A 15,871-nucleotide genomic window follows, 5' to 3' on the forward strand; every position below is an offset into this window, starting at 1 on the left:
ATCGCGCGCCCCCTGACCGCACTTCTCCGACCCGCCAAAAGCGCGAAGAAATGGCCAGACCCCAGCCGGCTGTCATGAAAATGTTGCCTTCTTGCGCTCATAAAGCGTTGCCGGACGACTGAGCCATCCTTTGCAAAAAGGGCCTCCGCCCCGGCGAAGTTGACAGCCCACAAGAAAACGGACCAAGATCAGGGCGCTTCACCCTGCCCTTGCCAGTGCCGGACGCCCGCCCCGCGCAAAAGGGACACCGCAGAAGCTTGGGGCTGGCCTTCCTTCACGAAGACGACAACAGGAGACGGAAATACGATGCTGAAGCTTTTTCTGCTGCGACACGCGAAATCATCCTGGTCGGACCCTTCTCTGCATGACTTCGATCGCCCGCTGAGCAGGCGCGGCCAGAAAGACGCGCCAAAGATCGGCTGCGTCATGAAGGCGCGCCACTACAATCCCGACCGTATTCTCTGCTCTTCCGCCCAGCGAACCAAGGAGACCATGGCAGGCATCATCCCAAGTCTCAAGGGCGATGTGAGCCTGAGGCTTCTGGACGCACTCTATGAGGGCAATTCACCCGACTATCTGGCAATCCTCAGAAAGCACGCCAAAGACAGCCGGAACCTGATGATCGTGGGCCACAATGTCGGACTGCAGAATATTGCCGTCGAACTGGCCGGGTCCGGTGATCCGGACCTCATCATGCAGATGCGGGTCAAATACCCAACAGCAGCCCTCGCCGTGCTGGAATTCAACATTCCCGACTGGCATGCCATCACCAAGGGCTCCGGCCATCTGGTTGACTTCATCAAACCCAGAGACATCGATAGCAGCGAAGAAGAGCTGATCGTGGAGAATCCAGCCCCCACCTTCTTCCGTCGCTGACAGAACACCAAGAAAGGCCTGCGCCCTTCCGTCACCCGCCAATTGGGCCAACCCTGATTGCAATCCTGCGTTCCGTCGCCTACATGCTAGAAGAGCAAATGTGACGCCCCGTACCCGGCAGGCACACACAATGGCTCCTGAGAGGCGGAACGATGAAAGTCCTGGAAGAGATTCGCATTGCCACGGCCAACCTCGCCGATTTCGCGAGTGACATGACCGAGCCCTCCATCCGGCTGGGCGTCACGGGGCTCGCCCGGGCAGGCAAGACCATCTTCATCTCCTCGAGCCTGCACAACATCATTCACGGCGGCCGCCTGCCTCGTTTCGAGGCCCACGCGACGGGCCGCATCGGTTCCGCCGAGATCAGCCCGCAGCCGGACAATCTCACCCCTCGCTTTCGCTATGAGGATCACATCGCCGATCTCACCAACCATCGGGTCTGGCCCTCCTCGACCAGCCGCACCAGTCAGGTGCGCCTGTCACTGAGATACCAGTCGCGGGACACCCTCAAGCGGACCTTCCGCTCCGATCGCCTGGCCCTCGACATTGTCGACTATCCCGGTGAGTGGCTGCTCGACCTCACCCTGATGGACCACAGCTTCCGGAGCTGGTCCGAGCGCTCGTTCCGACAGGCCAGCCAGCCGCTCTACCGCCCCTATTCGAAGGAGTGGATCCACTTCTCCGACGGCATCGGCGCCATGGTCGAGGAAGAGGAACGCGGCGACGAGCCACTGCTTGAAACCATCGCCCGTCAGACAGCCAGCAACTTTACCGCGTATCTCCTGAAGGCCAAACAGGCGCGCGGCGCCTATGCGCTTCTGACGCCGGGACGCTTCCTGATGCCCGGCGACTTGCAGGACAGTCCGGCACTTACCTTCGCCCCTCTGCCGGACAGTCTTTACAGCAAGGACAGGAAGAGCCTGTGGGCCATGATGGAGCGCCGCTTCGAGGCCTACAAGAGCTCGATCGTGCAGCCATTCTATCGCGATCACTTCGCCCGCCTCGACCGACAGATTGTCCTCATCGACCTGCTTGCCGCCCTCAACGAAGGGCCCGAGACATTGGCCGAGCTGGAAGACACCATCACCGAAATCCTGCGCGCCTTCCGTCCCGGTTCGCACTTCTGGCTGCGCAATCTGGTCTCCCGTCGCATCGACAAAATCCTCTTTGCCGCAACCAAGGTAGACCATCTGCACCACACTTCGCACGACCGCCTGGAACACATCCTCAGTCGCCTTGTCGAGCGTGCCGCCAAGCGGGTGGAAGCCTCCGGCGCCGACTATGAGACCATGGCCATTGCCGCAGTCCGAGCCACCCGCGAGGCCACGCTGACCGTTGAGGGCGAGGAATTGCCTTCGCTGATCGGCATTCCGATGAAAGGTGAATCTCTGGGAGAGGATGAATTCGATGGAGAAACGGAATTTGCATTATTTCCCGGCGACTTACCAAAGAACCCTGAATCAGTTTTCAAACATCTTGAATCAGTTTCTGAAGCCACTTACACCACAAAAGCGGATTCAACACTTGAACAAGATCCTCCCCGCGTTGACTCAAAATCTCAACAACAGTCCCTGTTCGAAGACCCGCTCTGCTTTGTCCGCTTCCGACCGCCCGAACTCGACAAGGACGCCAACGGCGTTGCCCGCTCGCTGCCCCACATCCGGCTGGACAGGGCCCTTGACTATCTGCTGGGAGACATTCTGAAATGACCAAGGACAATGCCACCGGCCAGGACAAGACCAACCATCACAGCCGCGCCCCGCGCGCGGTAAAAGTGGACCGCGGTGCCTATGGCGACGACATCGCCCGCCCGGCCCCGGACACAGGTGCGACGCTTTCCATCTCGCGGGATTTCACCCCGGACAGTGAAGACTATTTCGACAAGGTGAATGCCGAGAGCGAACCACGCTACAAGCCGGTGCGCAAACGTGGCTGGTCCCTCTCCGTGTTGTTCTGGAGCGCCCTGTCCGGCATCGTTTCCCTTGCCATCGGGCTTTGGCTCGACACCCTGATACGCGATCTGTTTGCCCGCTGGGACTATCTCGGCTGGGCTGGTCTGGCCCTCGTTGCCATCGCCATTCTGTCGCTTCTTTTCTTCATCGGCCGCGAGCTGCTGGCCCTGCGACGCCTTGCCCGCCTCGACCACCTTCGCGCGGAAGTTGAGGCGATATATGAGGACGGCGACCGCAAGGACGCCATGAAGATCGCCAATGATCTGCTTGCACTCTATCAGGAACAGCCCTCCCTGTTCCGCGCGCGACAGACCCTCAAACAGGACCTGCCGCACCTCTTCGACAGGGAGGATATTCTCGCCCAGACCGAACAGATCCTGATGCCACCGATCGACCGGCTGGTGACCCACAGAGTGCATCAGGCCGCCAAGCGGGTGGCCGTCGTCACGGCCCTCAGCCCACGCGCCCTGTTCGACGTCATCGTCGTTCTGGTGGAGACCGTGCGGATGGTCCGCTTCATCGCCGAGAGCTACGGCAACCGCCCCGGCTTTGTCGCCATGCTGCGTCTGACCGGTCACATCGCAAGCCATCTGGCCGTAACAGGCGGCATGGCTGCCGGTGAAAGCCTGTTGCAACAGATCGTCGGTCACGGCCTTGCCGCCCGCCTCTCGGCCAAACTCGGCGAGGGCCTGCTCAACGGCATTCTCACCGCGCGCATTGGCCTGACGACCATCGCCCTCTGTCGGCCGATGCCCTTCAGGACCGAAGCCCAGCCGCAACTGGGAGCCGTCATCAAGACCCTTCGCGCCACCTCCGAGGAGATGGAAAAGCAGGAAACCACCAACCCATCCGGCACAGAAGGGAAATAGCAGGGCACAGCACGCCACCAACCATAAGAGGCACCGGAGCCGCCAATCAATTTTCTTTATTTGACGCCAACGACACGGAGCTGCTAGATATCAGGCCTCTCCGCGTTCCTTGTCAAAAAGGCCCAGCCATGAAAGCCCCTGCCGTATCTGCCAGCTCCTGGCGCACCCCCTTCGTTCTGCTTATGCTGATGGCGGCGGCAAACCAGCTCGGCTTTGCCAGCTGGAACAATCTGCTGAACAATTTTGCCATCACCGAGGTCGGCTTCACCGGACGGGAAATCGGCATTCAGCAGTCGATCCGCGAAATTCCGGGCTTTCTGGCCTTCACGTCGATCTTCGTGCTGCTGGTGATGCGGGAACAGACCATGGCCTTCGTGGCGCTTGCCCTGCTGGGCATCGGCGTTGCCATGACGGGCTTCCTGCCCTCGATCTATGGCCTCTATTTCTCCACCATCATCATGTCTGTCGGCTTCCATTATTATGAGACGGCAAACCAGTCGCTGTCGCTGCAATGGCTGCCAAAGGACAAGGCTCCGGCGATGATGGGACGCATCCTGTCGGTCGCGGCAACCGCACAGCTGATCGCCTATGGCGTCATCTTCCTGACCTGGAAGACGCTGCACCTGTCCTATGAGACGGTATTCCTGATCGGCGGTTCGATGACCATCGTTGTCATCCTCGTGCTGTGGTTCCTCTTCCCCCAGTTCGAGGCCCCCAACCCACAGCGCAAGAAGCTGGTGCTCCGCAAACGCTATTGGCTCTATTACGCGCTCACTTTCATGGGCGGTGCCCGCCGCCAGATCTTCACGGTCTTTGCCGGCTTCATGATGGTCGAGAAATTCGGTTATCGCGTCGATGAAATCGCGGCACTGTTCTTCATCAACTGCTTCTTCAACATGGCTTTTGCCCCGCAGATTGGCAAGTTCATCGGCCATTTTGGCGAGCGCAGGATGCTGGGCATCGAATATGTCGGCCTGTTCGTTATCTTCACGGCCTATGCCTTTGTCTCCAGCCCCTGGATGGCCGCAGCGCTCTACGTCGCTGACAATGCCTTCTTTGCCATGGCAATCGCCATGAAAACCTATTTCCAGAAGATCGCCGACCCGGCAGACATTGCCCCGACGGCAGGCGTGGCCTTTACCATCAACCACATTGCCGCCATTGTCATTCCGGCCTCCTTCGGCCTCATCTGGCTGATCAACCCGTCGGCCGTGTTCCTGCTGGGCTCGGGCATGGCAATCATCTCCTTCATCCTCTCGCGCTTTGTGCCAAGACACCCGGAAGAAGGTCATGAATGGGTTGGCAAGGCTCCTTCCGCCCCTCAACCGGCAGCCGAATAGAACCGGCACCGGAACCCGCCGCCTTTATCGCTACGCATTACCGCTTGCGGGCGATGCCCACATGGTGGGTGCCAAGGATACGGGTGCCCAGCCCCAGGTCGTAGATATCATACTGATCCATTTCAAAACCGGCAGACCGGATCAGCGCACCGGTATCCCGGTTGAGATGGCAGCCTGCCGCCACAAAGCGCCACGGCGCATTGAACCTGTTCTGCAATCGCGCCACGCGGGCCCTCGGCGACAGCCCATGTTCACAGAACAGCAGCCGCCCGTGCGGCCGCAGAATGCGGTGCGCTTCTGCAAGGGCCGCCATCACATCCGGAATGGAACAGAGGCTGTAGGTCACCACCACGCTATCGGCACACTCGGAGGACAGTGACATCGCTTCGGCACTTTCAACCAGCAGCTCGGTGGGCATGTCCTGCCGGGCGATCGCCCGCCGCGCCAGCTCGGGCAGACCGTCATCGGGATTGATGCCGATGAGACTGCGGACCGCACTGCGATCATAGTGGGGCAGATTGTGCCCCGAGCCGAAGCCGATCTCCACCACATCGCCGCTCGCCAGCGGCACCACTCTGGCTCGCTGACGCGTCACCACAGGCAACCCGCACACCAGATGCACGCCGACAGGCATGAGCCCACCTAACAGGGAACCGGATCCGTGTCTGGTGCAGCAAGCGGTCATGAGGCCTCCTGTTTCAATGGTATCGAACACTCACAAATAGGAAGGCATAATCTGCCGCATCGCCGGACGGCTTTCAATAAAAAAGCGGTGGCCCGCAAAGACCCCCGCTTGCAACTCCTCTCCAGCCTCAGCCGTGCGAGCGGCTCAGACCATCAAGGCCGTCAGGCTCAGGCCTGGCTCTCCGGAATGCGCACAACAAGGCCATCCAGTTCATCGGTCATCTTGATCTGACAGGAAAGGCGGCTGCGTTCATCCGCATCCTGTGCAAAGTCGAGCATGTCTTCTTCCATCGCGCCCGGCTCACCAGTCTTTGCCGCCCATGCCTCGTCCACATAGACATGGCATGTAGCACAGGAGCAGGCGCCGCCGCATTCGGCCTCGATCCCCGGAACACCATTCTTGATGGCCGTTTCCATTACCGTCGCGCCGTCCTTGGCTTCCACATCATATTGCGTGTCATCAAAAGTGATAAATGTAATCTTGGGCATGAACTCAACTCACTGGTCTGATTTGGTCGATTAGTCTGCATATAGACAATTTCGTACTGAATACAAAGAGGACGAATTGTATCGAAGGGTAACAATTGTCAGTCACCCCGCCCTTGTTGAAAAGGAGGCCCCAGAAGAAGGCCGGACATCCGGGTCAGCGCACCTCGGCAAGATAGCGGCCGATTTCATCAACGGTTGCATCCACGGCCTGCTTCAGACAGCGAATGGCATCAGCCGGGTTGCCTTCGGTCTTCTCCAGTGCCTCGGCAGCCCCGGCCACATCCCAGGCCCCGATGCCCTTCGCCGAGCCCTTGAGACCATGCGCCAACTTGGCAAGGTCGTCGGAGGCGATTTCCAGCTGCGGCATCGTCTGTGTCACATGGTCGATGAAAATGGACAGAACCTGCCGGCTCAGAGCCTCGTCTCCCATTGTCTGTCTGGAAAGATGCTCAAGGTCCAGCCTGCTTTTTTGATTATCCATGCCCATTTTTCCCTGCCAGAATGGCCGATTGGCCGGATTCGACAAAATTTCAAATATGGTTACCGTGCGTTAACCATATTTGCCAGATTCGATTCAAAACGGCACAAATATTTTAACTCCGCAACCATGCCTTTGATGCCGTTCCCGGGGCTGTTTTTCACAAGATAAAATCCATTTAGATTCATATAGTTAATACTTAGCTCCGGAACGCTCTCCAACAAAGACCCCAGACTTCCCGCGCGATTGGTTAACAAGTTGGACAAAGCGAAAAAAAATAGTAGTTCCTTTGCCTTTCCTCTCCTTGTACGATGCGTCGCAGTATGTTGGACACTTTCAGCTATCCGTTTTTCGCGTCTCTTGGCCCGTTTCAAGCATCGGGCATTCTTTAACAAATTCAGCGAAACCCATCCACACGGTTGGCAGCAGTGACGACTAGGTTTGACCCTACGGGGAGGCTTGCCCGACGCACGAGGCAAAACCGCGCATCAGACGCGGCGGAGCGAACGGCAAGACTGAGTCAGTATTGAGTAGAACAAGGCTAGAGCAGACATGGTAACGAAGTCTCCAAAGATTCAGGATCCGACAGAAGCGGCTCTGTCAGCGGTTGAAGATGCTTTGAAACTGGATTTCGACGTCTCCGATGAGGCGGGCGAAAATCGGGCAAAGAGCATCGCCGACGGCACCAGGGACCCATCCGGCGAAAATGCCGGTGCCAAGGCTGATGCACGCAGCAAGAAAATCAAGCCAAGGCCAGCGAACGACGACCAGCAGTCTGTCGGCCACCTGTTGCATTCGCTGCAGCAGCCACCAAGCTCGGCCCCTTATGTGTTTGCCACCATCCTTTCCCTGTTCTGGGTCGCCATTGGTGGCGCCCTGTTCTTCATGGGATTTGGCGGAGCGCAGCTGGCAGAGGACGGCCTCGCAGGCATCGTCGATTCGCCCGCTGCTCTGGCTGCCATGGCAGGCATTTTCCTGCCCGTCATCCTGTTCTTCATGATGGCCTATATCGTCGTCCGGGCGCATGAGATGCGTCAGGTCTCCAACGCCATGACGCAGGTTGCCATGCGTCTGGTGGAACCGGAAAACGTCGCCAAGGAATCGGTCGTCAATGTCGGCCAGGCGATCCGCCGCGAAGTCGCTTCCATGAGCGACGGCATCGAGCGCGCTCTAGCCCGCGCCTCGGAGCTGGAAGTCATGGTGCACAACGAGGTGTCCTCGCTGGAACGTGCCTACACCGAAAACGAACTGCGCATCCGCTCCCTGATTGATGAACTGATCACCCAGCGCGAAGCGATCGTAACCAACTCCGAACGGGTTCGGGCCTCCATTTCCGGTGCCCACACCAGCCTGTCGGACGAACTGAACACCACCAGCGAGTCAATCTCGAAAAGCGTTTCCGACGCGGGCTCCCGCGTTACCCTGTCGTTGGCCGAAAAGGGCGAACAGATCACCATCGCGCTGGCCAACGCTGGCGAGACCATGGTCAACGTTCTGTCCAACCGCGGTTCCGATCTGGTTGACCGTCTGTCGACCACAGGTGCCAACGTCACCGAGTCCCTCACCGACGCTGGCCAGTCCATCACCAACCAGTTGAGCATGACCGGTACCGACATCTCCCAGAAACTGGAGATCACCGGCGGCGACCTGACCAGCCAGTTGGCCAGCATCGGCCATGAAGTGACCGATCGCTTCATCGGCGCAGGTCAGGAACTGACGGCAACCCTGTCCCAGACCGGTGAAACAGTCACCCAGAACATCGCCGAAGTCGGCGCAGGCCTCAATTCCAACCTGCAATCCATCGGCAATGATGTCACGGCAAATCTGTCAACGACCGGCAATGCGCTCACCAGCGAACTGAAGTCCATCGGTTCGGAAGTGACCGAAAACCTCGCCCTCACCGGCAGCTCGCTCACCAACGAACTGAAGACCATCGGCGCCGACGTGACCGGCAATCTGGCCGACACCGGCAACAGCCTGACCGGCGAACTTCGCTCGATCGGCGCGGAAGTCACGGCAAACCTTGCCAACACCGGCGGCTCGCTCAGCAACGAGTTGAAGTCGATTGGCTCCGAAGTGACCGAGAATATCGCCACCACCGGCCAGTCGCTCACCGACAATCTCAGGACCTTCGGCTCCGACGTTACCACCAATCTTGCCAACACCGGCGGCTCGATCACCTCCGAGCTGCGCGAAATCGGCAACTCGGTAACCGGCAGCCTGTCGGAAATCAGCTCCACGATGACCCGCTCGATGTCCGAGACGGGCTCTACGGTGGCAGAAAACATCCGCACCCAGGGCACTGAAATCGTCTCAGCAATCACGGAACGCTCCACCGAGGTTTCCCAGGCCCTCAAGGGCACCGGCGACGCTCTGCTGGTAGACCTCTCCCTGCGCGGCACCGAAATCAACGAGAAGCTGGACGAGACCGGCACCAACATTGCCCAGATGATCTCCAGCACCGGCGACAGCCTGACCCATCGCATGACGGAAACGGGAACCCACATTTCCCAGACCCTGTCGACGCAGGGCGAAGAGCTCTACAGCAAGCTGGACAACACCGCCGACCGCATTCACCAGACGGTTGCCGTCAAGGGTGGCCAGCTCAACGAGCAGCTTGAGGCACACGCCACCAACCTTGGCTCCATGCTGGATGAACGCACCAGCAACATGAACAACGTGCTGGAAACCCAGTCCCGCGCCATGTCCGAAAATCTCGAACAGGCCACCGGCAAGGCAACCGACGCGCTCAACTCGCGCTCCATGGAAGTCACCGAACGTCTGGCCATGGTCGGCACCGAGATCGCCAAGGTCATTGCCCAGCGCGGCAACAAGGTCAAGGAACTGTTCGAACATGCTGGCGGCGAGCTGACCAATGCCCTGCAGGGTCAGAGCGAGGAAATCCGCCTCGCCATGGAAGAGCGGGTCAAGGCATTCGACGATGTTGTCTCCGTTCAGGGCACCAACCTCGTCAGCCATCTCGGCGACCGTCTCGATACCCTCAGCCAGTCGATGGATCAGCGCATCAACGCGCTCGACCAGACGCTGTTCGCACGCGCTGGCGAGATCGAAAGCATGCTCGACACCCGGCTCGAGGGCTTCACGGTCAGCGTTACGGCGCGGGCAGAGGAAGTGGCCAACTCGCTTTCCAACCGCACCGAGACTTTCGAGCAGGAGATCGCAACCCGCCTCAGCGGCTTCGAAGACAATATCTCCAGCCTGACCATGAATTTCGCAACCAAGGCAGACACGCTCAACAGCGCCCTCGAAGAACGGACCAGCAAGCTCGACGAAACCCTCGACAGCCGCGCCCGGAATATCAACGAGACGCTGCTTGAACGGACACGCGATATCGCCAAGGCCTACTCGCAGGGTCAGAACGACATCAACGAGAGCATGGACCAGCGTCTCACGCTCGTTGGCGAGACCCTGTCCCGTCAGGCTCACGAACTCACAGAGACCCTCTCCGACCGCGTTGCCGAAATCAACGTATCGCTCGGCAGCAAGGTCTTTGAGGTTGCCGAAACGCTCGACAGCCGCTCGGCCCAGATCGAGGCTATTCTCAATGATCGCCTGAACGCGATCTCCACCAACTTCGCAACGGAAAGCGCCAAGGCACGCGATGCCCTCGCCTCCACGCTGACCACCGCAAGCGCGGAGATCACCGAGAAGACCGAGAGCTTCAACGCGGTTCTGGGTTCCCGGTCCGCCGAGCTGTCGTCCATTCTCGACGAAAAGGGCAATGCCGTCGTTCAGGCTCTCGACAGCCGGTCCGAAAGCATCACCGAGACCTTCCAGAAGGCTGGCGAAAGCATCATTCACAGCCTGTCCAGCCGCGGTGGCGAGATCGCCCGTGCGGTGGCGCAGGAAAGTGCCCGTGCCTCCCAGACCCTCGCCCAGACCGGCGACCATCTGGTCAGCACGATCACCGAGAACAGCGCCCGGGCAACCGAAGCGCTTGATGAGAGCACCAGCCGCGCTGTCATGGCCATCACCGAGAATACCCAACGCTCGGTTGGCTCGCTGACCAGCAGCACCGACCGCGCTGCCCATGCCATGTCGGAAAGCGCCCAGCAGGCCGTCCAGATGCTCGAGGAAAGCACCTCGCGCACCCAGAACGCCCTCACCTCCAGCGCCGAACTGGCCTCCAGAGCCCTCAGCGAAAGCTCCAGCAACACGCTGGCTGCCTTCGAAGACACCTCACGCCGTGCCGTCAGCGCTCTCACAGAGACCTCCAGCGACACCCTCGCTGCCTTCGAGGATACCTCTCGCCGTGCCGTCAGCACCATCACCGAGACCTCCAGCGAAACACTGGCCGCCTTCGAGGACACGTCCCGCCGTGCTGTCAGCGCTCTTAGCGAAAGCTCCAGCGGAACTCTGGCCGCCCTTGATGAAGGCTCCAGACGCGCCGTCAGCGCCCTCAGCGAAAGCTCCCGTCAGGCCGTCGAGGCCATCGCCGAGAAATCCAGCGAGACGCTCACCGCCATGGACGAAAGCTCCAAGCGCACGGTCGAGGCTCTTACCATCAGCTCCGATCAGGCCCGCGCCGCGCTCGAAGCCTCTTCCAGCAATCTGGTCAAGGCCATTGCCCAGAGCAGCCACGACGCCATTATCAAGCTCGACACCTCCAACAAGCGTCTGGTCGAGGCCATGCGTATTGCTTCCGACGAGGCAAGCCAGTCGATGAGCAGCACCAACGAACTGCTGCGCGCCGATGGCACGGAAATCGTCGAACGCCTGAAGCATGCCAACGACACCCTGTCCGAACTGCTGCTCAACGCCGGTCACAGCCTGTCCACCATCGAGACAAGCCTGTCCGAGCAGACCAACCAGTTCCGCACGGTGGTCGAAACGGTTGTTCACGAAGCTGGCAACTCCACCGGCCAGCTCTCCGGTCATGTGCATGATCTGCGGGATGTTTCCACCAGCATCCTCGGCCAGGTCGCATCCCTCACCGACAAGTTCGAGGAACAGGCTCAGGCCCTTGTCAACACGACCCGCATCATGGAATCGACCAACCACCGCATGGAAGGCTCGGTCGAGGAACGGCGTGCCATGTTGGCCAACATGACCGAGGACCTCACCCAGCGGACCGAAGCCATCGAGAATGTTCTGAACAACTTCACCTCGATCATCGCAAGCACCCTCAGCACGGCAGAAGGCCGCGCCCGCGATGTCGGCATGTTGCTCAGCCAGAGCACCGAAGGCGTCTCCAAGGAGGTCATGGACCAGCTCGAACAGCTGCGCATCAATGCCGCTTCCGAAGGTCGCCGGGCAGCCGAGTCCATCCGTGCTGTTCAGCGCGAAATGAGCGAGGAAATGGTCCAGTCGATGGCCGATGCCAACGCCCGCTTCGAACAGGCCACGCAGGACATCCGCGCCATCACGCAGGAAATCAAGCGTGATCTGGACACCACCCGCGCCGAGCTCAAGCAGGGACTCAGCGAACTGCCAACCGAAACCCGCGAGGCAACCGGAGCCATGCGCCGCGTTGTGTCCGAACAGATCGATGCCCTCAAGGAACTGTCCCGCGTGGTTCAGCGCCATGGCAACATGTTCGATACGGTTCCGGCCGCCGATCGCTCAAACCAGCAGCGGAATGCCGCTCCTGCTCCCAGCCAGCGTCCGATGCCTCCGGTTCAGCAGCCAAAGCGCCAGCCTGAACCACCGATGCAGCAGCCACAGCAGGCCAGCAACTATGCGCCGCAAAGCGCCAGAGAAGACGACAACCGGTCCGGCGGCTGGGTCTCCGATCTGCTGCGCCGCGCCTCCCAGCCCGAGGACAATATCCCTCAGCCGGGTGACGCCGAAGCGCTGGCTCCGATCTCCAAGGACATTATCCGCGGGATCGACAGCAGCAATCAGGCAGAAGCCTGGGAGAGCTACCGTCGGGGCGAAGGGGGCAGCTTCACACGCCGTCTTTACACCCTGAAGGGTCAGCAGACCTTTGAAGACGTCCGCATGCGCTACCAGCGTGACACGGACTTCCGCAACACGGTCAACCGTTATGTCGGTGATTTCGAGCGTATTCTGGATGACATTTCCAGAAAGGACCGCGACGGCAGCACGACGATGAACTATCTCACGTCTGACACCGGCAAGGTCTACACCATGCTCGCACACGCCAGCGGTCGCTTGGGATAGAGGCCTGGGATAGACATCCGGGAAAGACTGGCGATACCATGAGATCAATCAGAGGGCCGTTCGCGGCCCTCTTTTTTTGCCCGCCCTTCGCCCTGCCCCATCGCTGTCGATAGGGGAAGCTGGACGGCACCTTGAAAGAGCATCTGGACAAATAAAAAGGGCACCGCTTGGGCACCCTTGTTGAAATTCTGTCATGGCAGGCAGTAAGCCATCAACCATTGTCCGCAAGTTTTGATCGCGTAAGCCTCATCAGATGAAGTCGTTCAGCTGAACTGGGCGACCCGATCCCGCAAATCCAGAAACTCTTCTTCTTCCTCTTCCTCGGCGGCAACAGCTTTATCCTGCAAAGCGGAACCGAACACATCCGCAGGAGCAAAGACATCGGCATCGTCTTTCATCATCGCTGACAGGTCGTGCTCTCCTGCCTGGTCTTCAGCCTCAGAGGCAGCTTCTTCATCGGCGGAAACGGATGCGAACACATCGCCTTCCGGCTCAACTTCGTTTGAGACGCTATCAAACAAATCGTCAGCCGCTTCTGCCTCGGCGGGGTCAACGGTTTCCAGATAGTCGGCAGCATCCTTTGTGGCATTTGCCTCACTTGCCCAGTCAAGATCCTGCATATCTACGAAATCGACATCAGCCTGCTCGGCGATAACCGCATCATCAGCCTCGTCTGCCGCATCGGCTTCAATAGTTGCGAACTCTGCCTCTGTCTCGTCTTCCCCGTCAGCTGCACCGTCGGCAACCATGGCCTCGTCTTCATCCGCCTCGAACTCAGCATCCATGACGGATGGCCCGGTGTCAAACAGGGCATCGGCTTCATCCTGTGTCATCTCGGCGGAGAGGTCGCAGCTGTCATCCTCATCTTCTGTCGCAGAACCGGCATTGGCGAACAGAGCATCGACATCGTCCTGATCGGCTTCTTCATGCAAATCAGCATTATCGAACAGCATGTCGACATCATCCTGCCCGACACCTTCCCCGGCGAGAGCAGGTCCGTTGAGCAGATGGGCGTCAGGCCGCTGGTCATGGCGTTTGTGATCATGCTGATCCACTTCCATGCCATCTGACTCGAAGCCCCAGATCTCGATCATGGAATTGATGCGGCTCTCGATATAGCGCATGGCATCCACGATTTTCCGGATCCGCTGGCCGGTCAGATCCTGGAAGGAACAGGCCATGTAGATATTGGTCGCTTCCATATCCAGTTCATCGCACTTGTCGCTGTCAGCCCCCATTTCGCGCAGCGTCCAGGCAAATTCCTGAATCTTCTCGGCAGCCCCCAGAATTTCACTCGTCGCACTTTCCGTCTGGGACACAATGGCATCAAGCTCGATCGTCGCCCGCTCGAAGCGTTCGGCTCCCTCATTGTCTTCGTGCTTGATCTGAGCAATTTCTTTCTTGGTCCGCTCGATGGCGTGGGCCATATCGGCCAGATCCATGCGAACCTGATGCATGAGAGACGACGGCGCGCGTTCGCGAGTGATCGATTTTTCCAGTTTATCGATCGCGGACAATAGGGTATCAGTATCTGCGTTACGGTTTCTGCGGGCATACTCTGCCAGGAACCAGCGACCTCTCGCAGTTTCCATCACGGCGGCTTCAATCGCCAGATAGTCCTCTTGTCGCAGTGGTGAAGGTGGCATTGGTTTGCTGCTCATGGTTCAGACCAAGTTCCTATCGTTATTGGCGCGAATCACGCTCGATATACGCATTCTCACGGCCCGATGCTACAGGCCAAATCTTAACGCACTTTTACTTTTCAGCAGGCAAATCTGCGATGCAGGCCCCATATCAGCAAAATTACGCTTTACGAATGTCCCTTTTTTACGCTGGATTCTTTTTTCCTTATGGAATCTACGTACCCTTCTTCGCGGTTTGGCTGAAAAGTCTCGACTTTGGTGCCGAAGCCATCGGAATGGTGTTAACCATACCCATGATTGCCCGCGTAATTTTTACACCTCTCATGGCGGCCATTTCGGACAAGATTGGTGACAGGCGGCTGGCCTTGCGCATCTATTGCACCTTCTATGGCCTGAGCTTCTCCCTGATCACCCTGAGTGACAGCCTTGTCTGGATCGGCCTGGTTATGGCGATATCACATATTGCCCAGAGCGCGATCATCCCGGTCAGCGACTCCCTGGCGCTGGCGGGCACACGCCGGTTCGGCCTCGATTATGGCCGGATGCGCAGCTCTGGCACCTTTGCCTTCTTGCTGGCCAACCTGGCGGGCGGGCTGTTCATGCAGACCTTCGGTGACAACAGGCTGATCTGGCTGCTGGTTGCAGGCAACATGCTGCATATCCTCTTTTCGATGACCCTGCCCATCGATCCACGCCGCATCGACAACAAGTCTCTGGCCAAGGGTGCCCGGCTCGACTGGAACCAGCTCAAGCAGTTCGCCCAGATCAGCTTCTGGATGATCCTCATCAGTGCATCGCTGATTCAGTCATCCCACAGCATGCTCTATTCTTTTTCGGCCATCTACTGGAACAGGATTGGCATCAGTTCCAACATGACCGGCCTGTTGTGGTCGATGGCCTCGGTCTCGGAAATCGTCCTGTTCCGCTATTCCAAGAAAATCTCCGCCCGTTTCAACTGGAAAGCCCTGATGCTGATCGCCGCAGTGATCGCCATCGTTCGCTGGGCAACCTTCCCGCTGGAGCTGCCTATCTATGGCTATCTGTTGCTGCAGGTTCTGCACGCTGGCAGCTTCGGCTGCGCCCACCTTGGGGCGATGTTCTTCATCAACGAACTGGTGGATGACGAGATTTCGGGAACCGCTCAGGGGCTCTATACAATGCTGACCGGTCTGTTGTCGGCATTCGCCACCACCGCCTCGGGCTTTCTCTATGCGGAACTCAATGGTCTGGCTTTCCTGTCGATGAGCCTTGTTGGCCTTGTCGCGCTTGCCCTGTTGCTGCTGAGCGGCGTGTTCCCGCTGGCCCGCATCCGGGCAGACGAGAGGGACTGAGCGGCGCAATTAGATACGATATGCGATTAAAGCTCTTCAAATGGCGGATTTTTCTGTATAACAGG

Annotated in this window: 10 protein-coding genes; 6 read left to right on the forward strand and 4 right to left on the reverse strand. The window is 59.0% G+C overall.

All coding sequences use genetic code 11. From position 1 onward, the window contains the following. The first annotated feature begins 306 nt into the window (after window positions 1-306). The 4 genes from DSL70_RS11685 to DSL70_RS11700 all read left to right on the forward strand — a co-directional run bounded on the left by DSL70_RS11685 (window position 307) and on the right by DSL70_RS11700 (window position 5,037). The gene (locus DSL70_RS11685; RefSeq protein WP_119308108.1) at window positions 307-876 is read left to right on the forward strand and encodes a SixA phosphatase family protein; all 570 of its coding nucleotides are present in this window, start codon (window positions 307-309) and stop codon (window positions 874-876) included. A gap of 152 nt (window positions 877-1,028) precedes the next feature. After that, entirely contained in the window at window positions 1,029-2,585 is a 1,557-nt protein-coding gene (locus DSL70_RS11690; RefSeq protein ID WP_119308109.1) for a YcjX family GTP-binding protein, read from the forward strand. After that, window positions 2,582-3,697 carry a YcjF family protein gene (locus tag DSL70_RS11695; protein WP_119308110.1) on the forward strand — a complete coding sequence of 372 codons (1,116 nt, stop codon included), beginning with the start codon at window positions 2,582-2,584 and terminating at the stop codon, window positions 3,695-3,697. Before DSL70_RS11690 ends, DSL70_RS11695 begins: the two co-directional genes overlap by 4 nt. Window positions 3,698-3,825: 128 nt before the next feature. After that, complete coding sequence (locus tag DSL70_RS11700; RefSeq protein ID WP_205563240.1) at window positions 3,826-5,037, forward strand: MFS transporter; 1,212 nt, start codon at window positions 3,826-3,828, stop codon at window positions 5,035-5,037. A gap of 37 nt (window positions 5,038-5,074) precedes the next feature. Here the strand turns inward: DSL70_RS11700 and DSL70_RS11705 are convergent, their stop codons facing one another. From DSL70_RS11705 to DSL70_RS11715, 3 genes are all read right to left on the reverse strand, one after another. Next, window positions 5,075-5,722 (reverse strand): class I SAM-dependent methyltransferase, encoded by a 648-nt coding sequence (locus DSL70_RS11705; protein ID WP_119308111.1) that lies wholly within the window; start codon window positions 5,720-5,722, stop codon window positions 5,075-5,077. Window positions 5,723-5,889: 167 nt separating this feature from the next. Next, the gene (locus DSL70_RS11710; RefSeq protein ID WP_119308112.1) at window positions 5,890-6,210 is read right to left on the reverse strand and encodes a 2Fe-2S iron-sulfur cluster-binding protein; all 321 of its coding nucleotides are present in this window, start codon (window positions 6,208-6,210) and stop codon (window positions 5,890-5,892) included. Between the two features lie 154 nt (window positions 6,211-6,364). Then, window positions 6,365-6,691 carry an Hpt domain-containing protein gene (locus DSL70_RS11715; protein ID WP_162916620.1) on the reverse strand — a complete coding sequence of 109 codons (327 nt, stop codon included), beginning with the start codon at window positions 6,689-6,691 and terminating at the stop codon, window positions 6,365-6,367. Window positions 6,692-7,240: 549 nt separating this feature from the next. On the opposite strand from DSL70_RS11715, the gene DSL70_RS11720 reads away from it, so the two are divergent. Further along, window positions 7,241-12,832, forward strand: coding sequence for an apolipoprotein A-IV repeat region-like domain-containing protein (locus tag DSL70_RS11720; protein ID WP_119308114.1), 5,592 nt, complete (start codon window positions 7,241-7,243; stop codon window positions 12,830-12,832). A gap of 263 nt (window positions 12,833-13,095) precedes the next feature. Here the strand turns inward: DSL70_RS11720 and DSL70_RS11725 are convergent, their stop codons facing one another. Beyond that, window positions 13,096-14,478, reverse strand: a complete 1,383-nt coding sequence (locus tag DSL70_RS11725; RefSeq protein ID WP_162916622.1) for a protein phosphatase CheZ — start codon at window positions 14,476-14,478, stop codon at window positions 13,096-13,098. A 134-nt stretch (window positions 14,479-14,612) separates the two neighbouring features. Here DSL70_RS11725 and DSL70_RS11730 point away from each other — a divergent pair, with 134 nt between their 5' ends. After that, window positions 14,613-15,806, forward strand: coding sequence for an MFS transporter (locus DSL70_RS11730; protein WP_119308116.1), 1,194 nt, complete (start codon window positions 14,613-14,615; stop codon window positions 15,804-15,806). Window positions 15,807-15,871 lie beyond the last annotated feature (65 nt).

This window comes from Cohaesibacter haloalkalitolerans, assembly GCF_003574655.1.
Taxonomy (GTDB): domain Bacteria; phylum Pseudomonadota; class Alphaproteobacteria; order Rhizobiales; family Cohaesibacteraceae; genus Cohaesibacter; species Cohaesibacter haloalkalitolerans.